At 66.3% G+C, this 22,468-nt stretch carries 20 protein-coding genes; 6 read left to right on the top strand and 14 right to left on the bottom strand.

The annotated features are described in order from the left end of the window. Positions 1 to 58 precede the first annotated feature (58 nt). On the top strand, positions 59 to 544 hold the full coding sequence (locus ACTU6V_RS14960) for an FBP domain-containing protein (RefSeq protein WP_443468746.1): 486 nt from the start codon (positions 59 to 61) through the stop codon (positions 542 to 544). A 7-nt stretch (positions 545 to 551) separates the two neighbouring features. Here ACTU6V_RS14960 and ACTU6V_RS14955 read toward each other — a convergent pair whose 3' ends face one another. The 10 genes from ACTU6V_RS14955 to ACTU6V_RS14910 form a co-directional block, all read right to left on the bottom strand. After that, entirely contained in the window at positions 552 to 1,763 is a 1,212-nt protein-coding gene (locus ACTU6V_RS14955) for a kynureninase (RefSeq protein WP_443475946.1), read from the bottom strand. A 1-nt stretch (position 1,764) separates the two neighbouring features. After that, complete coding sequence (locus ACTU6V_RS14950) at positions 1,765 to 2,598, bottom strand: amidohydrolase family protein (protein WP_443468748.1); 834 nt, start codon at positions 2,596 to 2,598, stop codon at positions 1,765 to 1,767. Continuing rightward, positions 2,595 to 3,461 (bottom strand): tryptophan 2,3-dioxygenase, encoded by an 867-nt coding sequence (locus ACTU6V_RS14945; RefSeq protein ID WP_443475945.1) that lies wholly within the window; start codon positions 3,459 to 3,461, stop codon positions 2,595 to 2,597. The genes ACTU6V_RS14950 and ACTU6V_RS14945 overlap by 4 nt, the downstream gene beginning before the upstream one ends. A gap of 51 nt (positions 3,462 to 3,512) precedes the next feature. After that, on the bottom strand, positions 3,513 to 4,565 hold the full coding sequence (locus ACTU6V_RS14940; protein WP_443468750.1) for an alpha/beta hydrolase: 1,053 nt from the start codon (positions 4,563 to 4,565) through the stop codon (positions 3,513 to 3,515). Between the two features lie 73 nt (positions 4,566 to 4,638). Beyond that, positions 4,639 to 6,201 (bottom strand): GMC family oxidoreductase, encoded by a 1,563-nt coding sequence (locus ACTU6V_RS14935; protein WP_443475944.1) that lies wholly within the window; start codon positions 6,199 to 6,201, stop codon positions 4,639 to 4,641. A 16-nt stretch (positions 6,202 to 6,217) separates the two neighbouring features. Beyond that, the gene (locus ACTU6V_RS14930) at positions 6,218 to 7,690 is read right to left on the bottom strand and encodes an aldehyde dehydrogenase family protein (protein ID WP_443475943.1); all 1,473 of its coding nucleotides are present in this window, start codon (positions 7,688 to 7,690) and stop codon (positions 6,218 to 6,220) included. Beyond that, positions 7,687 to 9,804 (bottom strand): choline BCCT transporter BetT, encoded by a 2,118-nt coding sequence (gene betT / locus ACTU6V_RS14925; protein WP_443468753.1) that lies wholly within the window; start codon positions 9,802 to 9,804, stop codon positions 7,687 to 7,689. The genes ACTU6V_RS14930 and betT overlap by 4 nt, the downstream gene beginning before the upstream one ends. Positions 9,805 to 9,889: 85 nt before the next feature. Then, on the bottom strand, positions 9,890 to 10,441 hold the full coding sequence (locus ACTU6V_RS14920) for a cysteine hydrolase family protein (protein WP_443475942.1): 552 nt from the start codon (positions 10,439 to 10,441) through the stop codon (positions 9,890 to 9,892). Next, the gene (locus tag ACTU6V_RS14915) at positions 10,438 to 11,886 is read right to left on the bottom strand and encodes a purine-cytosine permease family protein (protein WP_443468755.1); all 1,449 of its coding nucleotides are present in this window, start codon (positions 11,884 to 11,886) and stop codon (positions 10,438 to 10,440) included. Before ACTU6V_RS14915 ends, ACTU6V_RS14920 begins: the two co-directional genes overlap by 4 nt. Positions 11,887 to 11,909: 23 nt before the next feature. Next, the gene (locus tag ACTU6V_RS14910; protein ID WP_443475941.1) at positions 11,910 to 13,199 is read right to left on the bottom strand and encodes a M18 family aminopeptidase; all 1,290 of its coding nucleotides are present in this window, start codon (positions 13,197 to 13,199) and stop codon (positions 11,910 to 11,912) included. Positions 13,200 to 13,295: 96 nt separating this feature from the next. Here ACTU6V_RS14910 and ACTU6V_RS14905 point away from each other — a divergent pair, with 96 nt between their 5' ends. Then, positions 13,296 to 14,243, top strand: coding sequence for an EamA family transporter (locus ACTU6V_RS14905; RefSeq protein ID WP_443475940.1), 948 nt, complete (start codon positions 13,296 to 13,298; stop codon positions 14,241 to 14,243). An 18-nt stretch (positions 14,244 to 14,261) separates the two neighbouring features. On the opposite strand, the gene ACTU6V_RS14900 is transcribed toward ACTU6V_RS14905, so the two are convergent. Together ACTU6V_RS14900 and ACTU6V_RS14895 are read right to left on the bottom strand one after the other, a co-directional pair. Continuing rightward, the gene (locus ACTU6V_RS14900; RefSeq protein WP_443475939.1) at positions 14,262 to 15,008 is read right to left on the bottom strand and encodes a YidC/Oxa1 family membrane protein insertase; all 747 of its coding nucleotides are present in this window, start codon (positions 15,006 to 15,008) and stop codon (positions 14,262 to 14,264) included. A 66-nt stretch (positions 15,009 to 15,074) separates the two neighbouring features. Then, positions 15,075 to 15,368, bottom strand: a complete 294-nt coding sequence (locus ACTU6V_RS14895; protein WP_443468759.1) for a DUF6412 domain-containing protein — start codon at positions 15,366 to 15,368, stop codon at positions 15,075 to 15,077. Between the two features lie 45 nt (positions 15,369 to 15,413). Here ACTU6V_RS14895 and ACTU6V_RS14890 point away from each other — a divergent pair, with 45 nt between their 5' ends. Continuing rightward, entirely contained in the window at positions 15,414 to 16,454 is a 1,041-nt protein-coding gene (locus tag ACTU6V_RS14890) for an NAD(P)H-dependent flavin oxidoreductase (RefSeq protein ID WP_443475938.1), read from the top strand. A gap of 27 nt (positions 16,455 to 16,481) precedes the next feature. Here ACTU6V_RS14890 and purU read toward each other — a convergent pair whose 3' ends face one another. Beyond that, on the bottom strand, positions 16,482 to 17,333 hold the full coding sequence (gene purU, locus ACTU6V_RS14885) for a formyltetrahydrofolate deformylase (protein WP_443468761.1): 852 nt from the start codon (positions 17,331 to 17,333) through the stop codon (positions 16,482 to 16,484). Between the two features lie 103 nt (positions 17,334 to 17,436). Between purU and ACTU6V_RS14880 the strand changes: the two genes are divergently transcribed. Together ACTU6V_RS14880 and ACTU6V_RS14875 are read left to right on the top strand one after the other, a co-directional pair. Next, positions 17,437 to 18,642, top strand: a complete 1,206-nt coding sequence (locus ACTU6V_RS14880) for a cation:proton antiporter (RefSeq protein ID WP_443468762.1) — start codon at positions 17,437 to 17,439, stop codon at positions 18,640 to 18,642. Next, complete coding sequence (locus ACTU6V_RS14875; RefSeq protein WP_443475937.1) at positions 18,639 to 19,094, top strand: glutaminase; 456 nt, start codon at positions 18,639 to 18,641, stop codon at positions 19,092 to 19,094. The genes ACTU6V_RS14880 and ACTU6V_RS14875 overlap by 4 nt, the downstream gene beginning before the upstream one ends. On the opposite strand, the gene ACTU6V_RS14870 is transcribed toward ACTU6V_RS14875, so the two are convergent. Further along, positions 19,078 to 19,800, bottom strand: coding sequence for a glutamine amidotransferase-related protein (locus ACTU6V_RS14870; RefSeq protein WP_443468764.1), 723 nt, complete (start codon positions 19,798 to 19,800; stop codon positions 19,078 to 19,080). The genes ACTU6V_RS14875 and ACTU6V_RS14870 overlap by 17 nt on opposite strands. A gap of 116 nt (positions 19,801 to 19,916) precedes the next feature. Between ACTU6V_RS14870 and ACTU6V_RS14865 the strand changes: the two genes are divergently transcribed. Continuing rightward, positions 19,917 to 22,457, top strand: a complete 2,541-nt coding sequence (locus tag ACTU6V_RS14865) for an ATP-dependent Clp protease ATP-binding subunit (RefSeq protein WP_443475936.1) — start codon at positions 19,917 to 19,919, stop codon at positions 22,455 to 22,457. Positions 22,458 to 22,468: the final 11 nt, after the last annotated feature.

The raw sequence follows: 22,468 nt of genomic DNA, 5'->3' as shown, positions 1-22,468 counted from the left end.
GGAACTCCCGTCACCGGCAGATCGTCCTCCCCTCACCGAGTTCAGAAAGCACTTCTTCATGCGTCGCATCGACGAGCGCGATATTCGCGCATCCTTCATCAACGCCTCCCGTAAAGAGGTCTCATCCCTTTCGCTGCCGCCCGCATTCTCTGAGATCGACTTCGACCGGCTCGACTACCTCGGCTGGTCTGATCAGAAGTTCGCCCGCCGCGCCTATGTCGTCACCGAGGTCGACGGTGTTCTCACCGGAATCCTCTTGCAGCGTGCCGAGCAGCGCGTGCTCGCCCGCGCGCAGTGCTCATGGTGCGAAGACGTGACGCTCCGAAGCGACGTGCAGTTCTTCTCTGCGCGCAAGGCCGGAACGGCAGGGCGCAACGGTGACACGATCGGCACCCTGGCGTGCGCGGAGTTCGGCTGTTCGCACAGCGCGCGCCGGCTCCCGTCGCTCGCCTACGAGGGCTTCGATCGTGAAGCTGCGCGCGATCAGCGCATCGAGCGGCTGGGCGAGAACGTCCGGGCGTTCCTCCGGTCGGTCGCGAGCTGACCGCCGCTCAGCCGAGCACGTCGCGTACGGCCAGAACGCCGCTGAGTGCCTCCGCATGCGAGGTGCTCAGTGGCGATAGTCCGAGACGGATACCGTCGGGGAAGCGGAAGTCCGGGATCACGCCGTCTGCCCACAGCGTTTTGGTCACCTCGGCGAAGTCGGGGTGACCTATCGTGACGTGACCACCACGTGCAGCGGCATCCCTCGGGCTCAGAAGGCGCACGCCGAGCGGGGTGAGCTCCTCGTCGAACGCGCGCACGACGAGCTCGGTCAGGGTCTTCGACTTCTCGCGGACCGCTTCTATCGTCGCCGCTTCGATCAGGTCGAGCATGCCCTGCATCGCCAGCATCCCGAGCACGGGTGGTGTGCCGCTGATGAACTGGCGAATGCCGCCGGCCGGCGTGTAGGCGTCACCCATGGCGAACACGTCTCCGGCTCCCATCCAGCCCTGAATGGGCTGGCGCAGCACGTCGTGGTGGCTGGCGTTGATGTACGCGAAGGCGGGGGAACCCGGTCCGCCGTTCAGATACTTGTAGGTGCAGCCGACCGCGATATCGACCCCGCACGCGTCGAGCTCGATCGGGATGACGCCGACCGAGTGGCAGAGGTCCCAGAGGATGAGGGCACCTGCTGCGTGCGCGGCATCCGTGATCGCCTTCATGTCGGCCAGAGCGCCGGAGCGGTAATCGACGTGGCTGAGCACGACGAGCGCCGTCTGCTCCGTGACTGCGGCCTCGACATCGGCCACCTGCACACCGGCGATCGGATCAGGGCTGATCCAGCGCAGCGTGAGGCCGCGCTCGGCGGCGACTCCCTCGGCGACGAAGCGGTCGGTGGGAAAGTTGCCCTCCTCGATCACGATCTCGGTGCGCTCGGGGCGTGCTGAGACCGCGGCGCGCATGAGCTTGTAGAGCAGCACGGTCGTCGAGTCGGCGACGACCGTCTGGCCCGCTGCGGCGCCGAGCGCGATGCGGCCGATCCGGTCGCCGAGTTGGATCGGCAGCGCCATCCACTGCTCGTCCCAGGAACGGATCAGGCGTGTGCCCCAATCGTTCTGAACGAAGGCGGCGAGCCGCGTGGGCAGTTCCCGCAGCGGGCGACCGAGCGAGTTGCCGTCGAGATAGGCGCTGACTCCAGGAGCCTCGACGAAGGCGTCGAGGTGCGCGCGCAGCGGGTCTGCGGCATCGAGGTCGTGGGCTTCGGTGACGATGTCGGACACGTCATTCCTCCAGGTCGGCGGGGGTCAGCGGGCGGGCGAGGAGCGGGTCGGGCACATCCCCCGGGATGAACAGCTGCCGGCCGTCATCGACGGGGGCCAGCGTGCGGATGAGGGCGTCGTCATCGATGCCGGTCTCGCGCAGCGCCCTGACCTCGCGCTCGCTCAGGTCGACGGAGACGGGGCCGTTGCCCATGTCTGTGCCGTAGAGCACAGTGCCGCCGGCGGCATGGAAGCGGCGCACGTTGTCGACGGCGGTCTGGTACGTCGGGCCGGCGTGGATGGCGAGCGTCGAGATCCACTGCACGGATGCTGCCTGTACAGCGATCTCGTCATCGGTGAGTCGCTCGCTGAAGGGCGCGTGCGCCAGCAGGTCGACGCCGAGGGCGGTGACGCGCTGGGCTTCGCCTCGGCCCTCTGCATGGGCGACGACCGGCAGGCTCTCCTCCGTGGCGATTTCGATGATCGTGTGGAGCATGCCGTCGGAGAACACCGACCCTGCGATGGTGTTGCTGGCGACCTTGATGCAGATGGCGCCTGCCTTCTTCATCTCGGCGACGGCTCTGGCCGCGGCATCCGCATCGGGAATCTCGCGCACCGAGCCCTCGGGCGCCCACGAGCGCATCGACGGATAGCCGCCTGGCGGCGTCAGAAACGCACCGGCGTAGGCGACGTCGATGCCGGCCTGCATATCAGCGAGCACCGCCGGGTGCCCGCCGAGATCGATCACGCGACCGAGCACAGAATCGGCCAGCAGCGCGTGATCGACCAGCTGCAGGTGCACGTGGTGGTCGGTGAATCCTCCGACGATGAAGCCCCGAGCTGTCTGCTGCATCACGCCCCGATCTCGGTGCGCACGGTGTACAGCTCGGGGAAGAACGTCAGATCCAGCGCACGCTGCAAGAAGCTCACCCCGCTCGAGCCGCCGGTGCCCTGCTTCATGCCGATGGTGCGGGTCACCGTCTTCAGATGCCGGAAGCGCCAGAACTGGAAGTTGTCCTCGAGATCGACCAGATCCTCGCAGGCCTCGTAGAGGTCCCAGTGCTCCTGCGGGTTCTCGTAGATCTCGCGGATCGCCGGCACGAGCGATGCGTGCGGGCGATAGGGCTCACGGACGTCGCGCTCGAGGACCTCGGCCGGGATCGGTACGCCTCGGCGCGAGGCGTACCGCAGGAACTCGTCGTACAGGGTCGGCCGCTCACGCTCTGCCGCCAGCAGCGCGAGGTTCTCCGGGTGATCGCGGAACACCTGCAGCATCCGCGCATTCTTGTTGCCCAGGGCGAACTCCACCGCCCGGTACTGCACGGACTGGAATCCAGACGAATTGCCCAGCGACCCACGGAACTGGGCGTACTCGGTCGGGGTGAGGGTGGCAAGCACCGACCACTGCTGGGTCATCACGGCCTGGATCTGCTTGACCCGGGCCACGCGCTTGAGCGCTTCGCGAAGGTCATCGTGCGCCAGCAGCACGCGCGCCGAAGACACCTCGTGCAGCAGGAGCTTCAGCCAGAGCTCGGTGGTCTGATGCTGAATGATGAACAGCATCTCGTCGTGGTGCTCTGGCCTGCTGACCGGATGCTGGGCATCGAGCAGTTTGTCGAGCTCGAGGTAGGAACCGTAGGTCATCCGCCCCGCGAGATCTGTGACGATGGTGTCTTCGAGCGCACGTTCGTTGTCGGTGCCTGCGGAGTCTGTGGCCATGATCCCGAGGGTATCCTGAACGATCGGTCAGGCGTCAGGGCTGATCTCGGATCAGTGCGTGGTGTGCTCGTCCAGGAAGTCGATCGTCTTCTGCAGGGCAGTCTGTGCATCTGGCATGTCGAGGTGGAACTGGTACTCGTGCGGGAGCGCAGGCTCATGGTCGGCGGGCCAGAACTGGGTCGTGACGTCGACGCCCAGCGCGTCGAGACGCTGGGACATCGGAATCGACTGCAGCCAGGTGAGAGCGTCGCCGTTGCCCCCGGAGATGTAGGTGGTGGGGAAGTCCTCGGTGACCCAGTTCACGGTCGACATCGTGGCACCCGAGGAGTCCTCGGCCCAGTTCTTCGTGCCCGCGTACGCCCACATCGAGGACTTCAGCCCCCAGCCGAAGATGCCGTCGAGCGCGGCAAGGGCCGCGAGGTCGTAGACACCGCAGTTGAGCACGGTGGCCGCGACCTGGTCTGCCCTCAGCGCCGGCGTCACCGACATGATCTCGGCGTAGTCGGGGTTCGTGATGAGTGTCGCCATCTGGCTGGCGAGCTGGCCACCGGCTGAGTCGCCTGCGAGCACGATCTGCGTGGGATCGACGCCCAGATCGGCGGCGTTCTCATTGATGTACGCGAGAGCCTGGTTGATCTGGCCGACGGCGGTCGGATAGAAGCCCTCTGGTCCGAGCGTGTAATTCAGCGCGATCGTGGTGTACCCCTCGGCGGCGAGGATACGCATGTAAGGGTCGACGTTCTCCTTCGAGCCCGAGATCCAGGCTCCGCCGTGGATCCAGACGACCGTCGGCAGGGGGCCAGTGGCAGATGCCGGGGTGAAGACATCCATCGTCGTGTCGATGCCGTCATCGGCATATGCGACGTCGAGCGTCTCAGTGAGCTGAGTGTCGGGAACGTGCCCTTCCATCTCAGTCGCGGTCGCTTCACCGCCTTGGGTGAAGACGGCGCGGATCACCATGGCCGACGGCCACGGTGTGATCGCTCCGATGATCGCGACGATCAGCACGACCACGATGATGATGCCGAGTGTGATCTTGGTCCTGTACCAGCGCTTGTGCGGCTTGCGGCCAGCGGATGCTTCGACGTCCTCGTGCGTGGTCATGTGTTCCTCTCCACCGACCAGTGTGGCAGTAGTCGGCGTCGCCCCGCTCGTTCAGGTCGCAGCAGCGGTTCGATCAGTTTCCTGAGCGAATCAGTTCCGCACACTTCTCGCCCATCATCATCACCGTGATGTTGGGGTTGACCGTGGTGATCTCGGGCATCGCCGAAGCATCCACCACACGCAGACGTGAGACGCCCTTGACACGCAGCTGGGGGTCCAGCGGCGACATCTCGTCTTCGACAGGACCCATTCGCACGGTGCCGACCGGGTGGTACACGGTGTTGTGAGTGGCACGGATGTACGCGGCGAGGTCATCGTCGGTCACCGCATCCGCACCGGGGGCCAATTCGCGCCCCGCCCACTCGGCCATCGCAGGCTGGGCGACGATTTCGCGGGCCTTGCGGATTCCGTCGATCATGACGCGCATGTCATGACCCTCTGGGTCAGTGAAGTAGCGAGGGTCGACCTTCGGCTTGTCTCGGTAGTCGATCGAACGCAGGCGCACGGTGCCGCGTGAGCGGGCGTGCGTGACGTTCGGCGTGAGACAGATCATCTCCTCCGCAGTGGGGTAGCCGGCCCGATAGGTGTGCATATCGAACGGCACTGAACCGTAGTGCATCATCAGGTCGGGGCGGTCCAGGCCGTCCTGGGTAGGCATGAAGATCCCGATCTCCCACCACTGGGTCGATTCACGAGCCATCTGCTTGTTCGACTCCCACTGCACGACGCCCTCAGGGTGGTCGGCGAGGTTCGAGCCGACACCGGGGGAGTCCACGCGCACCTCGATGCCGATCTCGCGCAGGTGGTCGGCCGGGCCGATGCCCGAGAGCATGAGCAGCTGCGGCGTGTTGATGGCACCTGCCGAGACGATGACTTCGCGTGTTGCGGCAATGTGCGACGGTCGCGCAAACGGGTTGTCGACGCTGATCACGCCCGTGCAGGCGCCGGAGTCGTCGAAGGTGAGCTCCTTGACGTGCCGGCCGGTGAGGATCGTGAGATTCTCGCGGTCGAGGATCGGATGCAGGTACGACACCGACGACGATGCGCGAGTGCCATCGGCCTGACGGTTGACCTGGAAGAAATTCGCACCGTTGACAACCGTCTCGCCGGTGTTGAACTGTACGCGCGGGATGCCGGCCTGCTCACATGCGTCCAGCAGCGCGATGCCGCAGGGGTCGACGGCCGGCACGTTCATCAGGTTCACGGGGCCGTCGTGACCGTGCAGGTCGCCTTCGAGCTCGTTCGTCTCGAGCTTCTTGTACAGCGGGAACGTCTTCTCGGATTCCCAGCCCGTCGCGCCGTGCACGGCAGCCCACTCATCGAGATCTTCCCGCGGAGCCCAGAACGCGATGCACGAGTTGTGCGAGGAGCATCCGCCCAGCACCTTCGCGCGCGCGTGGCGCATGAAGGAGTTGCCATTCTCCTGCGGCTCGATCGGGTAGTCCCAGTCGAAGCCGGACTCAAGCAATTCCATCCAGCGGTTCAGTTGCAGAACGACCTGCTCGTCGGTGTCGGACGGGCCCGCTTCGAGCAGACCCACGGTGACGGAGGGGTCTTCACTCAGACGGGCGGCGACGGCTGCGCCAGCTGACCCGCCGCCGACGACCACATAGTCGAATGTGTGTGTGGTTTTCATTGTCATCTGCTCCAGATCAGTGCTCGGGGAACCAGCCACTCACCGCAGGGGTGAGGTTCTGGTAGATGTGCTTGGCTTCCTGATATTCGGCGAGTCCGGTCGGACCGAGCTCTCGCCCGAACCCGGACTGCTTGAACCCGCCCCACTCGGCCTGCGGCAGGTACGGGTGGTAGTCGTTGATCCAGATGGTGCCGTGGCGGAGGCGTCGGGCGATGCGCTGGGCGCGTCCGGCATCCTGCGTCCACACGGCGCCTGCGAGACCATAGATGGTGTCGTTCGCGATCTCGACAGCCTCATCTTCGGTAGTGAATGTCTCGACGGTGACAACAGGGCCGAAGGCCTCGTCGCGCACCACGGACATGCCGCGGGTGACTCGGTCGAGAACCGTCGGCAGATAGTAGAAGCCGTCGGCGAGATCGTCGCCGGGTGCCTTGCCGCCGGTGCGCAGCCGCGCGCCTTCAGCAATGCCGGCCTGCACGTATGCGTCTACCTTCTCGCGATGCGCGGCGGAGATCAGCGGTCCAGACTCTGCAACCTCGTCGAAGGGGCCGCCGAGGCGGATGGCCTCAGCACGGCGAACGAGCTCATCCACGAAGCGCTCGGCGATCGACTCTTCCACGACCAGTCGCGCGCCTGCCGAACAGACCTGGCCGGAGTGCACGAAGGCCGCGTTCAGCGCGTTGTCGACGGCAGCATCGAAGTCAGCATCCGCGAAGATCACGTTGGGGTTCTTGCCTCCGAGCTCCAGGGCGACCTTCTTCACCGTTGCCGCGGCATTCGCTGCGAGGAGCCTGCCTGTGACCAGACCGCCGGTGAACGAGACCATGTCGACGTCTTCACTCGTCGACAGCGGCCCGCCGGCGGTGGCGCCCGCCCCGAGCACGAGGTTGGCCACTCCTGCAGGAAGGCCCAGTTCGGCGAGCACATCCATCATCAGGATCGCGGTGTGCGGGGTGAGCTCCGCAGGTTTCAGCACGAACGTGTTCCCCGCGGCCAGCGCCGGGGCGATCTTCCATGCGGCCTGCAGCAGTGGATAGTTCCACGGCGTGATCAGCGCGCAGACGCCGACTGGCTCGTACTCGATCCGGCTGAGCACGTCAGCGCTGCCGGCATCTACGATGCGGCCAGCGTCCTGAGCAGCCAACTTCCCGAAATAGTCGAAACACGCGGCGATGTCATCCATATCGATGCGCGCTTCGACCATGCGCTTGCCGGTGTCCAGGGCCTCCGCGCGCGCGAATTCTTCTTTGCGCTCACGCAGGCGGTCCGCCACGCGCAACAGGAAGTCCCCGCGCTCAGCAGGGGGCACTGTGCTCCACTCGCCGTTGTCGAAGGCGCGGCGTGCCGCTGCGATCGCTGCGATCGCATCCACTTCGGATGCCTCATCGACGACTGCTACGAGCGAGCCATCGGCAGGACACCGAATCTCACGGGTGTCTCCTTGCGCTGCAGTCGTCCAGGCGCCGTCGATGAAGAGTGTGCCAGTCATGAGGTCTCCTTCGTGCTGTCGGCATCGGGTGATGCCGGATCTGAGAAGTCGTCTTGCCAGTCGGTGATCATGGGCAGTGATTCGGTGAAGACCGTCTCTGGCATGTCAACGGTGAGTCGCAGGTATTCCAGATGGGACTCGTAGCTGCTGAGCACATCGGTGATCAGCTGGTCGCTCGTGTAGCCGTACACGTCGTAACCGCGCGAACCGGTCGCTGCGAACGGCTCGATGCGGAAGTACTGGCTCGACTCGCTGATGCTCCGGTACGCGAAGGTCGGCACCTCGTGCGCGACCGGGTAGAGCTGATAACTGAAGTCCTCCGCATCGGCGAACGGCACCGAGAGGATGAGCGACGGCATATCCAGTCCGTCGATCTCGATGCGCGCGACCGACGCTTCGGTGCCCGCTGCGCACAGTTCGTCCGCGACGTCCTGCAGCGCGGGAGCGGCCACATTGTCGAGATACGTGACCGCCTGCGCGCGACCGGGGAACGTGGTCGAGCGCTTGAGGCGCTGACGCCAGTTCGTCTGCGTCGGGCCGAACCGTCCGGGGAGCGTGGCCAGATATCCTGCGCGGTGATGCGTCTCTGTTCGCAGTGATCGATAGAGCGAGATCATCACGAGGTACAGCAACAGCGAGACCGGTAGGCCGATGATCAGGGTCGCGGCTTGCAACGTGGGAACGCCACCCACCAGCAGCATCCCGAGCGTCAGCAGGCCCGTGGCGAGCGACCAGAAGATGCGCAGGAGCTTGCTGGCGTCTTGCCTCGGGTCTTCCATCTTGGAGGTCAGATTAGCCAGCACGAGAGCGCCGGAGTCGGCGGAGGTGACGTAGAACAGCAACCCGGTCAGAAGAGCGACGGCCAACACCACCGGTGCCGCCGGGTATTGCTGCAGTAGGTCGAAGAACGCCCGCTCCGGAGTGTTGACCGCGGCTTCCGCAAAAGCGGTATCGCCGCCGAGGATGATCTCGAGTGCGGAGTTGCCGAAGATCGACACGAAGATCGCGATGAACGCGAAGGGGATCACCAGCACGCCGACGATGAACTGGCGAAGGGTGCGCCCACGTGAGATTCGTGCCAAGAACAGTCCAACGAACGGCGCCCAGGCGACCCACCATGCCCAGAAAAACAGGGTCCAGCCCTGCATCCAGTCATCGGGGCGGGTCCAGGCGAAGGTCTCCATCAGGAGGCTCGGGAACGTCGCGACGAAATCGCCGATGTTCATCACGAGGCCGTCCAGGATGCGCCGCGTCTGACCGGTGATCGTTATCCACAGCAGCAGGATGATGGCGAGGATGACGTTCGCCTCGGAGAGACGACGGATGCCCTTCTCTACACCAGAGACCGTCGAGATCGTCGCCATTGCCACGGCGAGCACGATCAGCGCGATCTGCATCGAGACGCCGTCTTCGGTACCGAAGAGCACATGCATTCCGTAACTGAGCTGCACGACGCCGATGCCGAGGGTGGTGGCGATTCCGAACACGGTGCCCAGCACGGTGAAGATGTCGACGCTGTGCCCGACCCAGCCGTTGGTGAACCGCCCGAACAGCGGCGAAAGGACCGAACGGATCGTCAGCGGCTGGTTGAGACGGTAGGCGAAGTAGGCGAATGCCGCGCCCATCAGCGCGTACATCGCCCAGCCGACCGGGCCGTAGTGGAAGAACGTCCACACGATCGCCTGGCGTGCGGCCGCGATGGTCTCGCCGTCACCGGTGGGCGGGTTCATGTACTGAGCTGCGGGCTCAGAGACAGCGAAGAACATCAGGTCGATGCCGATGCCAGCGGCGAACAGCATCGAGGCCCAGGTGAACATGCTGAACTGCGGTTTGGAATGGTCGGGGCCGAGCTTGGTGCGTCCCACCGAGGAGAAGGCCAGGACCAGCACGAACACCACGACGATCGCCGCGGTCAGCACGAAGTACCAACCGAAGTTCGTCGCGATCCAACCGACCATGACGCCGATCACCTCACCGGCCTGCACTGGCGCGAAGATCGCCCACAGTGCGATTGCCAGAATCGCCACCGCCGAACCGATCAGCACAGGCCAGCGAGGCGGTGGTGCAGCGCTTCGTGTGGTTGCGGGCAGGGGCGGCGAGGTATCTTCAGTCATCACATCGGTTTCGTCGGGTGCGAACAGTTAGGTGCATCGTCAGTTATGTACAGGCATCGACGATAGCAAAGCCCGAAGTGCCTGATCAGGTGATATTCGCGAGGACCTCCGCTGTCGTGGCGAGCGTGAGCTGCGGCGGGTACAGGCCCATCACCGTGATGGCCGCGGCGTGATTCTGTGCCGTCGAACCAGCGCAGGCGTCGGTGACGACGGTCACCCTGGCCCCGGCATCCGCGGCGGCGAGGGCCGTCGAGATCACACAGCAGTCGGTGGACACTCCCGTGAGGACGACGTGCCCGCCGCGTCCTGTGAACTCTTCCAGAGCCGCCCATTTGCCGAACGTCGGCACATCGACGCTCGGATGCTGAGACAGCGAAGCGGCCGCCGGAACGAGCTTGAACAGCGCATCTGTCTCTGGCTGATCGGCGAACGGCCAGGCCTGGAAGTACTCGCCCCAGGAGGTGGAACGGTCAGCGGTCGGCAGCCAGCGGGTCACGAGCACGCGCTCGCCGAAGGCCGCGGCCAAAGCCTGAATCCGCGGCATCACCTCGCCGAAGAACGGCGATCCCCACTCCGAATCCGCTGAGGCGAAGATGTTCTGCGGATCGATGACGACCAGCCACGGAGCATCCGTCATGCCTGCTCCTGACGCCTGATCTTTCCGGCCCTGGCGAAGTACGTGACCACGAATGACAGCACGAGTGCGAAAAAGACGCCGAGGTTCGCGTAGGCCCAGTCGCCGTCGCGTCCGCCGATCAGGAACAGCAGGTAGCCCTGCCAGTTGTTCCACGGGGCGTCGTCCGCGAAGTTGTTCACCACGAGTCCCCAGCCGATCACCGACGTCACCACCATCGTGATGATCGCCGTCCAGTCCCACGCGCCGTAGCGGCCCTTCGCGTCGAACAGGGCGTCATCGTCGTAGTCCTTCTTGCGGCGCAGAATGTCGGCGATGAGAATGCCGGCCCACGACGCCAGCGGAACACCCAGCGTGATGAGGAACGACTGGAACGGGCCGAGGAAGTCCGTTGCGAAGAACACCACCCAGATCGTGCCGAGCGTCAGGATGACGCCGTCGATCGCCGCCGCAGAAGGGCGGGGAATGCGGATGCCGAGGCTGATGAGCGTCAGACCAGAAGAGTAGATGCCGAGCACGGCGCCGGATACGAGCGCGAGCACAGCGGTCAGCAGGAACGGCACGAGCACCCAGATCGGCAGCAGCGTCGCAAGCGCCCCGATCGGGTCGGCGCCGACGGCATCCATGAGCGCATCGTCGGAGCCGGCCAGCAGCAGACCGAACACGACCAGCAGCACCGGGGCGATGGCCCCGCCGAGGGTGTTCCAGAAGACGATCGCCCCGTCAGACGCGGTGCGCTTCTGGTACCGGGACCAGTCGGCGGCGATGTTGATCCAGCCCAGGCCGAAACCGGTCATCACCATCACGAGTGCACCGATCACTGCGCCGATTCCGCCATCGGGCCTAGCCATGACGGCGACGAAATCGATGTGCGGGATCGTGAGGATGACATAGAGGATCGTGACGGCGCCGGTGATCCAGGTGAGCACCGACTGCATCTTCATGATCGTGTGATACCCGAGAACGGATGCCGCGACGATGAGCGCTGCGACCACGATGGTGGCAATGATCTTCAGCGCGACGCTGTCGCCATCACCGCCGAGCTGAGTGATGACGGTCGCGGTGGCCAGCACCGCCATGATCGCGAGGAAGGTCTCCCAGCCGATCGAGGTGAGCCAGGAGACGATACCGGGGACCTTCTGCCCATGCACGCCGAACGCTGCGCGCGAGAGCACCATGGTCGGGGCAGAGCCGCGCTTTCCGGCGATCGCGATCAGTCCGCACAGTGCGAAGGAGACGACGATGCCGATGACCGAGACGATCGTCGCCTGCCAGAACGAGATGCCGAAGCCCAACACGAACGATCCGTACGACATGCCGAACACCGACACGTTCGCTGCGAACCATGGCCAGAACAGGTCGCGCGGCTTCGCGGTGCGCTCGGATTCGGGGATGATCTCGATGCCGGCGCGCTCGATCAGCCCCGGTGCTGCACTTGTCTCAGACATGCCACCATATTGGCACCGATGGGTCAGGCGGAGAAGAACGCCTCAGCGACCCGGGTCAGCTCGTGCAGATCGCTGACACCGGCGAGCTCGCGTGCCGAGTGCATCGACAGGATCGGGATGCCGACGTCGACTGTGCGGATGCCGAGCCGCGTCGCCGTGATCGGGCCGATCGTGGAGCCGCACGGCACGGCGTTGTTCGAGACGAACTCCTGCGAGGCGACGCCGACGCTCTCACACCAGGACGCCCAGGCGGCTGCTCCCACGGCGTCGGTCGCATAGCGCTGGTTGGCATTGATCTTCAGGATCGGACCAGATCCGAGCAGCGGCTGGACGACCGGATCGTGCTTGTGCGCGTAGTTGGGGTGCACCGAGTGCCCGACGTCGCTGGACAGATGCCAGGATGCCGCGAATGCGCGGCGCTGCTCGATCGCGTCTGCGCCGAGCCCCGCGTAGACGCGAACGAGGATGTCTTCGAGGAAGGGGCCGGCAGCGCCCGAGCGCGATGCTGAGCCGAGCTCTTCGTGGTCGAACGCCGCGAGCACGGCGATGGAGCCCGAGCCTGTCGACGCGTCGGACAGCGACGCCAGCGCGACGACACCGGCGTGGACGGATGCCAGGTCATCCAGCCGCCCGCTGGCGAAGAAGGCGTCGTCCTTGCCGAATACCGCGCCGCGTGCGGAGTCCGCCACGACGGCATCGAAGCCGCGGATGGCTGCGGCATCCACACCCGCTGACGAGGCGAGCTCACCGAGCAGGTCTTCGGAGGTGGGGTCGCCGAGACCCCACACCGGCTGGGTCTGGAACTGCTTGTCGAGAGCCAGGCCGCTGTTCGCCTCGCGGTCGAGGTGCACAGCGAGCTGAGGCAGTCTCAGCAGCGCTCCGGTGTCAGCGAGGACAACGCGTCCGTCAGCGAGCGCGAGGCGCCCGGCAAGGCGCAGCTCGCGGTCGAGCCAGGAGTTCAGCAGCGGACCGCCGTACACCTCGACACCCGCCTGCAGCCATCCGCGTGAGCCGGTCGTCGGTTTGGGTTTCAGCTTGAAGCCGGGGGAATCGGTGTGCGCGCCGAAGATCTGTGAGGGTGTGGTCGCGGTGGCATCGGCCGGAACGACCCAGGCGATCGCCGCGCCATCGCGCACGACGACGAAGCGGCCACCGGCCTGCGCCGGCCACGCGTCTTCTTCTGCGAGCCGGGTGAATCCGGCATCCTCGAGGCGTCGGGCGACTTCGGCGGCGGCGTGATAGCTCGAGGGAGAAGCCTCGACGAAATCGGCGAGATCCTCGGCGTGGGCAAGAGCAGAAGCGGTGACGACCATGCCTTCGATCGTATCCGCGATGCCGGACCCGACCGTCGACGACCGGATGTCGATGCCGACTGGACGAGACCGGCCGGTAGGGAGCACGCTGTACGGGTGACCTCGATCCCTGCATCCCGCCCCGCAGTCGGCGTCGTGCTGGTCATCGGTTCGTGCCTGTCGCTGCCGTTCGGTGCGGCCATCGCGGCGCAGCTGTTCCCTGCCCTCGGCGCGTGGGGCGTCACCTCGCTTCGAATCGGGATCGCGGCGCTCATCCTGCTCGTCTTCGTGCGGCCGCGCGTTCGACGCTGGAACAGAAAGCAGTGGGTCAGCGCGGCACTGTTCGGAGTGTCACTGGCGGGGATGAACGGCTTCTTCTACGCAGGGATCGAGCGGGTACCGCTGGGACCCGCGGTCGCGATCGAGTTCTTAGGGCCCCTGCTTCTGTCGGCCGTCCTCACCCGCCGCCTCATGGACGGCGTCTGGGTCGCGCTCGCCCTCGCCGGTATGGGATTGCTCGGTCTCGACGGGATGCTGGGTGCCGAGCCGCTCGACCTCCTCGGTGTCATCTTCATCCTGATCGCGGCCGGGTTCTGGGTGTTCTACATCCGGATGAGCGCCACAGTCGGCGAAGCGATCCCTGGCAGCGGCGGTCTTGTCGTCGGTCTGCTCGTGGCATCCGTGCTGCTGCTCCCGGTCGGCATCCCGACAGTCGTGACGCTGAGCACTTCGGGCGACGCGATGGCGCTGCTGCTGCTCGCAGTCCTGACCGCTGTGCTGTCATCGGTGATCCCGTACAGCTTCGAGCTGGCCGCGCTCCGGCGTCTGCCGCAGCGCGTGTTCGGCGTGCTGCTGAGCCTGGAGCCGGCCTTCGCGACGCTCGCCGGCTGGCTCGTCCTCGGCCAGACGGCGACGCCGCTGAAACTCGCCGCCATCGCGCTCGTCGTCGCAGCGAGTGCGGGCACGGCGCTGAGCGTGCGTCGGGCGAAGAGTGCACCGCCCGGTGAAGAAGGCCCCGAAGAGCCTGGCGTCTTCACCGGAGCGATTCCGATCGTCCCGAACTGACCACGTTCACGCGGGTCCTCACGCAGCCACGGGCAGCGGGTAGCGACGCCGCAGGATCACACGCTGCCCGAGCGTCCATGCCACGGTCACGGTGAGATACAGAGATGCCGCCAGCGGGACGAACACGGCGAACACCGCAGAGAAGTAGTGCAGAGCGTTCATCATGCGCAGCATCCCAGGGGAAGACAGTGGCGAGTCATCGACCGGAACGGGACGGAACACGCGTCGCGTGACCTCCGCGACGCCGATCATGATCGCGATGAGCGCGAGATACACGAGCAGCGTCGCGAGCGAGAAGGGTCCATCGATCAGCATGCTCGACAGGCTCGTCCCGAGTGAGGCCCCGAACAGGTCATGGCTGAGCAGCTCATTGGGGTGGCCCGCGATATCGGCGCGCAGGAACAGCGAGTAGAGGATGCCGACGATCGGAGCCTGCAACAGCACGGGCAGGCATCCGGCGAAGGGCGAGGTGTTCTCGTCCTTGTAGAGCTGCATGGTCTCGCGCTGCAGCCGCTCGGGGTTCTTCTTATGGCGCTTCTGGATCTCGCGCAGCCTCGGCGCGAGTCGGGCGCGCGTCTGCTCGGCCTTGGCCTGCGAGATGCCGACAGGGATGAGGAGTGCGCGGATGAGGAGAGTGACGAGGATGACGGCGGCAGCTGAGGCCGCAGAACCCGCGAGAGGTTCGAGTAGAGCGGAGAGCGCGGTCAGTGCGTTGTAGGCGAAGTCGAGGACCGCCGCGATCGGCGGGAAGGCATAGATGTCCAAGGGAGTGTCCGTTCGAAGTGTCGGGAGGGGTCGGCGGTGTGCCGTGTTCCCGTCACGAACGGACGGTCACACGGCGCGCGCGACTCCCGGCGCCCTCGGACGGGGATGGCCTGCGGCTCCCGGATCGCTCTGGGCGAGCAGAACGGATGCGCCGATGGCGCGAAGCGGATGCGGCGATGAACCCTGGCCGGTCTGGAAGATGCCCAGCGTGATCACGACAGCAAGGGTCGTGACGGCCAGCACGGCGACGGCGAGGGTGAGCACGGCGATCTCCATCGTGGAGAGATCGGGCATCGCCGTCAGCCCCAGCACAGACGCGACCAGCTGCATCAGCTGCTCGAGTGCGCCGGAGAATGTCATGTCACACAGGGTACTCGCTTCACACCGAGGCGTACCGTGGAGGGCATGAGTGATCTGCGTGAAGTGCTCGGCATTCAGCATCCGATCCTGCTCGGTCCGTTCGGCGGAATGTCATCGGTCGCGTTGACCGCGGCGGTCAGCAACGCTGGTGGTCTCGGCGCCTACGGTCTGTACGGATACGACGCAGCGCGGATCCGCGAGACGGCCGCGGCGCTGCGTGCGGCGACCGACCAGCCGTTCGCACTGAACATCTGGCTGCCGACGGGTGATGAGGTCCTCCCCGGTCCCCAGCACACCGTCTTCGCGCAGGCGCTCCAACCGTTCTACGAGGCCGTCGGCGTCGAGATCCCCTCTCGCCCTGAGGCGTATCTACCCTCGCTCGACGAGCAGATCGAGGCCATCTGGGAGGCAGCTCCCGCGGCGCTCAGCGTCGTCTACGGAGTTCCCTCGGCCGAGATCGTCGACGAGGCCCATCGTCGCGGCATCCGCGTGATCGGGGCCGCGACGACGGTCGCCGAAGCCGTCGCTCTTGAGGAGGGTGGTGCGGATGTCGTCGTCGCCTCGGGCGCGGAGGCGGCCGGACACCGGGTGTCGTTCCTGCGCTTGGCAGAAGACTCCCTGGTCGGCACGTTCGCGCTCGTGCCGCAGGTGGCAGACGCCCTCTCTGTTCCTGTGGTGGCGGCCGGTGGCATTGCCGACCGGCGAGGTGTGGCTGCTGCGCTCGCGCTCGGAGCATCCGGGGTTCAGGTCGGCACGGCCTTCCTCGCGACTGCGGAATCCGCCGCGAACGATGCGCACCGCGCGGCGATCCGCGCGACGGCTGCGGACGAGAGCGTGCTGACCCGCGCGATGAGCGGCCGGCTTGCGCGCGGCGCGCGAAACCGCGCAGTGCGGGCGATCGAGGCCAGCGGCACGATCGCGCAGTTCCCGATGCAGAACTGGCTCACCGGTCGCTTCCGCACGGCGGCAGGACAGCAGAACCTCGGCGAGCTGCAGTCGCTCTGGCTCGGCCAGGGCGCGCCGCTGGCGACCCGCGATCATGCGGCCGACGTCTTCGCTGAGCTGATTGCTGGGCACTCGGCGTAGCATCCGCCCGCCCGGAATCAGGGCGGGCTACAGGATGACGGTCGAGTGACCGTGCACGATCACGCGGTCTTCCGCGTGCCACTGCACGGCGCGAGCGAGCACCTGACGCTCGACGTCAGCGCCGCGATTCTGCAGATCCGCTGCGGAATCGGCGTGCGAGGCGCGCGTGACGTCCTGCTCGATGATGGGCCCCTCGTCGAGGTCGGCGGTGGCGTAGTGCGCGGTGGCGCCGATGAGCTTCACTCCGCGCTCCTTGGCGCGTGCGTAGGGGTTCGCGCCGATGAAGGCCGGCAGGAAGGAGTGGTGGATGTTGATGATCGGCGCCCCGACCTGCTCGATGAAGTCATCGGTGAGGATCTGCATATACCGCGCGAGCACGACGAGGTCGACGTTGCCCTGCAGCAGCGCGAGCTGACGCGCCTCCATCGCCGCCTTGTCCGTGGCGGGGATGTGCATGAACGGCACGCCGAACGTGCGCACGGCCTCCGCGAGATCGGGGTGATTCGAGATGACCATGGTGATGTCGACGTCGAGCTGTCCGCGCTGCTGGCGCCAGAGCAGCTCCATCAGGCAGTGGTCGTACTTCGAGACGAAGATCGCGACGCGCTTGCGGCGTGCGGTGTCGTGCAGAGACCACTCCATGTCGAATCGCTTTGCCACTTCGCTCAGCGATGCTTCAAGCTCTGGGCGGGCGGCGGCGAGCCCCGGAAGGTGGATCACCGTGCGTTGGAAGAAGCGCCCGCCCGCGGCATCCGTGGAATGCTGGTCGAGCGAGATGATGTTCGCGCCGTGCTGAGCGAGGGCGTTCGCGACGGCCGCGACGATCCCGGGCTGGTCATCGCAGGCGATGAGCAGACGTGCGGTATCGATCTGAGACATGGATGCTCCTTGCAGGGGTGTGCATCGATTCTGCCCCGTGCACCGCGGCGCTGGCGAATCGGCGGGTGCGTTCCCAGCGCCGAGATGTCGCTAATCTGAGCGAGTGAACGCGAGTGACATGGGACTCATCCTGATACCGGTGCTCGCTGTGGCAGCCCCCTTGCTCGCCAGGGGGCTGCGCCGAGCCGTACGCGTGCCGATCATCGTCTTCGAGCTCGCGCTCGGCATCCTCATCGGTCCCGCGGTCCTCGGGTGGGTCGCCCCTGGCGTCGTGGTCGATCGGCTCTCGGACTTCGGCGTGGCGATGCTGTTCTTCATGGCCGGAGCGGAGATCGACTTTCGCGCCGTAGCGGGGCGCCCTCTCGTGCGCGCGTCGATCGGCTGGGTGCTCAGCCTCGTGCTCGGTGTGGGCGTCGGACTGCTGATCGCGCCCTCCGAGAGCATGGTCGTGATCGGAATCGCGCTCAGCTCGACGGCCCTCGGCACGCTGATGCCGATCCTGCGCGATGCCGGTGAGCTGGGAACTCCGTTCGGCAAGGTGGTGACCGCGATCGGGACGGTCGGGGAGTTCCTTCCTCTGATCGCGATCTCGATCTTCCTCAGCACCCGGCGTGCACCGGTGGCCGCAGCCATCCTCCTCGCGTTCGTGCTGCTCGCCGGAATCGTGATCTTCATCGCGCGCCGTGCCTCGCACGGTCGGCTACACGACTTCATCAGGGCGACCCTGCACACTTCCGAGCAGTTCGGCGTGCGATTCGTGCTGATGCTTCTGGCAGGTCTCGTCGGGCTCAGTGTGTTCTTCGATCTCGACATGCTGCTCGGCGCGTTCGTGGCGGGCGCGGTGTGGCGGATCATCATGACCAGGGCGCCGAAGGCCGACGCGGAGGCGATCGAGAGCAAGCTCGAGGCCATCGCCTTCGGCTTGCTCGTGCCGATCTTCTTCATCTACACCGGCGTCACTTTCGATCTCGGCTCGCTGCTCGCGTCACCTGTTGCGCTCGCCCTCGTTCCAGGGCTGCTGGTGGCGCTGCTGGTAATCCGCGGAACCGCGGCGCAGTTCTCTGCGCCCCGCGGAGCGTCGCTGCGCGAGCGCGGCGCGATCGGCATGCTGGCTGCCACCGGCCTGCCGATCATCGTGGCGGTGACCGCCATCGGCGTGAGTGAAGAGCTGCTCAGCCCGGCCATTGCCGCAGCGCTGGTCGGAGCTGGCATGCTCTCGGTGCTGCTGTATCCCCTCATCGGCATGATCTTGCGCGGCGATCGAGCGAAGCTCGCCCCTGCCGCGACCGAGCCTCCTGGAGAGCTGTGAGCTGCGTCCACGTGCTGCGTGCGGCACGGGCGGCGCTCACCGGCATCCCGAAAGAAGGACTCGGCGAGGAGCGCTCTTCGCGGTGGCGCGGTCAGCGGATCGTGCGCGTTGACGAGGCCTGGCACGTGGGGGTTCTGCTGCTCACGGATGAGGGAGTGCTCGCCACCGGGGAGATCCTGCGGGCGGCCGACCCTGGCCGCCGCGGCTACGCGGCAGAATCGGCGCGTGAACGCGCTGCACGCAGACAGATGGCTCTGCGCGGCGGATTCCGAGAGGGAGACGTCGTCCACGTGGGCTGGTCGGTGATCGACGTGGCAGCCGTCGATGCCGGTGGCGTCTCGGGGCCGCTCGCGCTGCAGGACGGTGTGCCGATGGTGCGCTGGTCAGGCAGCTCGTACCGGCCGCTCGGGACATACCTTCAGGAGCAGATCGACCTCAAGACCGGTCGCTGACGAACGCTCGGAAGCGCGCGAGCAGGTCGGTGCCGTCGACGGATGCCGCGAGCACACGCTCGGCCGTCAGATCGTACTCGTGCGGGTCGAAGTAGCCGGTCGTGCGGTAGTAGGCCATCCGATCCACGAAGTCCTGTGGTGTGACCTCGGGGTGGAACTGCGTCGCGTACAGCCGGTCGCCGACCCGGTATGCCTGCACGGGGCAGTCGTCGTTCGTGGCGAGGAGCACGGCGCCCGGCGGTGGCTCGATCGAGCCCTCCTTGTGCGCGGTGAGCACGGACATCGCGGGTGTGCTCGCCGCGAAGAGCGGGTCGGCCGTGCCGGCGGAGGTGAGGCGGATGCTTGTTGCACGGGTGGATTCAGGGACGGCCGTGCCGACTGTGCCGCCCAGCATCCGGGTTAGGACACCGATGCTGTAGCAGGTGAACATGGCGGAGAGGTGGCCGTCGATCGCGCTCCGGGCGATCGATTCAAGGTCTTCCTCGACGCGCTTCTGCAGGTCGCTGCGTTCGTCGACGACGACGTTCAGCGGGGAGCCGCCGACCACGATGCCGTCGTAGCGGTCGGAGATCGATTCCTCGAGCGGCCGGTCGAGCAGGTTCCATCGGTCGAGCGAGGGAACGCCGAGAGCGCGCCGGAACGATCGGTGCTCGGCATCTGCCGCGCCCTGCTCCGGCCTCACGCAGACGTACAGGATCGAGGCCATCTCATGATTCTATTCGCGGCGACGGGAATACTCCGGCCCACCCCACGTTGAACCTGAGTGCAGTACACTCAACTTTATACTTGAGTGAACAAGACTCAAGTTTTCAGGAGGATGAAATGGCCAACGACTTCAACGATGCCGGCGCGGGATCGTTCGACGACTTCCTCGCCCGATACCTCGCAGGCGAACAGGCCCGGCAGGCGCGATCCATCGACCTCAGCCGGTTCCTCACCGCGCGCACTCAGCAGATCCTGCAGCGCGCCGGACGCTTCGCGCTCGAGCGCGGTCAGACCGAACTCGACGCGCTGCACGTGCTGCGCACGATCGTCGAGGATGATGCCGTCGCGCGTGCGATCAAGAACCTCGGCGTGACCCCCGCGCAGGTCATCTCTGCGGTGGAGGCGCGACTGCCGATGCCCGGTGAGGCAACGGGCGCGGATGCGGCGACTATCACTCCGAGCGCGAGCCGAGCCCTGTTCCACGCGTACCAGGTGGCGCGCTCGGCTGGTGCGACCTACATCGACCCCGAGCACCTCTTCTTCGCGCTCGTGCTCGGACAGGACGTTCCTGCAGGACAGGTCCTTGCCCAGGCCGGCGTCACCGCAGAGGCCCTGACACAGGGTGCGCGCGAGCATGTCGCCGCCCCGGTCGGCGGAGAGAATCCAGAATCGGATGCCGCGGCATCCGGCTCTTCCATGCTCGAGAAGTACGGTATCGACCTCACCGCCCGTGCACGCGCGGGCGAACTCGACCCGGTGATCGGGCGTTCGGATGAGATCGAGCAGACGATCGAGATCCTCAGCCGTCGTACGAAGAACAACCCCGTGCTGATCGGTGAGGCCGGCGTCGGCAAGACGGCGATCGTCGACGGCATCGCTCAGGCGATCGTCGACGGTTCGGTTCCCGCACAGTTGGAGGGGCGTCGCGTGATCACGCTCGATCTTCCTGGGATGCTGGCCGGCACGCGCTACCGCGGCGACTTCGAGGAGCGCCTGACCAAGACGATGGATGAGATCGCCGCGCAAGAGGGCGAAGTGATCGTTTTCATCGACGAGGTGCACACGGTCGTCGGCGCCGGTGGCGCAGGTGACGGCGGCATGGATGCCGGAAACATCCTGAAGCCTCGCCTCGCTCGTGGCGACCTGCGCATGGTGGGCGCGACCACGCTCAACGAGTACCGCCGGATCGAGAAGGACCCGGCATTGGAGCGCCGCTTCCAGCCCGTCAAAGTCGACGAGCCGTCCGCCGACGACGCTGTGCGGATTCTGGAGGGGCTGAAGGACGCGTACCAACAGCACCACCAGGTGACGTACACGGATGCTGCGCTGCGCGCCGCGGTCAACATGAGCGCTCGCTACCTGCCTGACCGAGTGTTGCCCGACAAAGCCATCGACCTCATCGATCAGGCGGGTGCGCGGCTGCGGCTGAAGCTCGGTCTTCCCGTGGACACCTCGGCTCTCCTGGCCGAGCTCGCCGACATCGAGGCACGCAAGAACGCGGCAGTGACAGCCGAGAAGTATGAGGAGGCATCGCAGCTGCGCGATGAGACCGCTGCGGTGCAGGCGCGGATCGATGCGGCATCGTCTGGGTCTGCTCTCAGCGCAGGTGAGGCTGTCATCGACGAGCGCGAGATTGCAGAGGTGATCGCTCGTGCGACCGGCATCCCCGCCAGCCGTCTCACTGAAGGTGAGCGCGAGCGTCTCGCCGACCTCGAGGCCGAGCTGCACGATCGTGTGATCGGGCAGGATGACGCCGTGACCGCGGTCGCACGCGCCGTCCGCCGCAGTCGCACCGGAATGGGTGATGCGAGACGGCCGGTGGGCTCGTTCCTGTTCCTCGGCCCGACCGGTGTCGGAAAGACCGAGCTCGCGAAGGCCCTCGCCGATCGCCTGTTCGACGATGAGAACGCCGTGATCCGCTTCGACATGAGCGAGTTCGGCGAGCGGCACACGGTGTCGCGTCTCGTCGGTGCCCCTCCGGGATACGTCGGCTACGACGAGGCCGGTCAGCTCACCGAGCGCGTGCGGCGCAACCCGTACTCGATCGTGCTGTTCGACGAGATCGAGAAGGCGCACCCCGACGTGTTCAACCTGCTGCTGCAGGTGCTCGATGACGGGCGCCTCACTGATGGTCAGGGTCGCACGGTGGACTTCCGCAACACGGTGATCGTGATGACGTCGAACGTCGGGTCGGAGTTCCTCGCGTCGCGCTCTGGCGCACTCGGATTCGTGGCATCCGAGGACGCTTCCGCCAACGGCTTCTCGTCGATGGAGGATCTGCGGGCCAGGGTGATGGGCAAGCTCCGTGAGGCCATGCGTCCGGAGTTCTTGAACCGCATCGATGAGATCGTGCTGTTCCAGAAGCTCAGCCGTTCGGAGCTGGGCGAGATCGTACGGCTGATGCTGCGGGCGACCTCAGCGCGGCTCGACGATCGTTCGGTGACGCTCGAGGTGACCGATGCTGCGGTGGAATGGTTGGGCGAGCACGGCTACGAGCCCGAATACGGTGCGCGTCCACTGCGCCGGCTGATCCAGCGCGAGGTCGATGACCGGATCGCGGATCTGCTGGTCGCAGGTCACCTCGTCGACGGCGGCGCGGTCCGTGTGGATGCCGGGGCCGGGGGCCTCACGGTCGAAGCGCTGGTGCTGGTCGGCTGACCCGGGGCGCG

The sequence above is a fragment of the Microbacterium zouquanmingi genome (genome assembly GCF_052266675.1).
GTDB lineage: Bacteria > Actinomycetota > Actinomycetes > Actinomycetales > Microbacteriaceae > Microbacterium.
This window is presented reverse-complemented; position numbering and strand designations above follow the sequence as displayed.